The following is an 823-nucleotide window of genomic DNA, read 5'->3' on the forward strand; positions in this document are numbered from 1 at the left end:
AGAAGGTAGTCGTGAAGTTTAGCGATTTGACGACTGGACAACCGGTCGCCAAGCAAACAGATGTGACAATCGAAGGTGTAACTGATGGTAAGGTTGACTTTACGACCGCGCAAGCGACTGTTGATGCGTTGGTTAAGGCCGGCTACTACGTAGTCGCTGGACTACCAACTGATCCGGTGTTATTTGACAATAAGGATAAGGAAGACCAGTCATTTACGGTAACGTTGCGTCACCAAGTTACAAACGAGACTGAGCCATTGACGGCGACGTCAACGGTGACGTATGAAGGGGCTAACCCAGCGCCCGCAACGAACGTGGTTACGGTAACAGTGAACCACACGTATCAGATGGATAAGGTGACTGGCGCACGTATTCAAGCAACAGCGAAGGATGCGTACGTTACGGATTACCAGCCAGATACGTACACGGTTGCGGTAGCTGATGCGGCAAAGGTAACGGTGGATGAAACGACGGGTGCTTTGACGTACACGACGATTGAAACACCAGTTGTAGCTGGTTACACACCAGACAAGACGTCAGTATCAAATACAGCCAATGCGGTATTGAATGCTGAGACTGGTGAGTATAGTTACGAACCAGCCGAGACAACGGTAACGTATACCGCAGACGCCCAGAAGGTTGTCGTGAAGTTTAACGATTTGACGACAGGACAACCGGTCGCCAAGCAAACAGATGTGACAATCGAAGGTGTAACGGATGGCACGATTGACTTTAAGACGGCGCAAGACGTCGTTGATAAGTTGGTTAAGGCCGGCTACTACGTAGTCGCTGGACTACCAACTGACCCAGTGTTGTTTGACAA

General features: G+C 49.8%; 1 pseudogene. It reads left to right on the forward strand.

Annotated elements, in window-relative coordinates:
- Positions 1-11: 11 nt before the first annotated feature.
- A pseudogene (locus WEIDD23_RS03855) lies at positions 12-823 on the forward strand (hypothetical protein); the annotation flags it as partial.

The sequence above is a fragment of the Weissella sp. DD23 genome (assembly GCF_001579105.1).
GTDB classification, from domain to species: Bacteria; Bacillota; Bacilli; order Lactobacillales; family Lactobacillaceae; genus Weissella; species Weissella cibaria.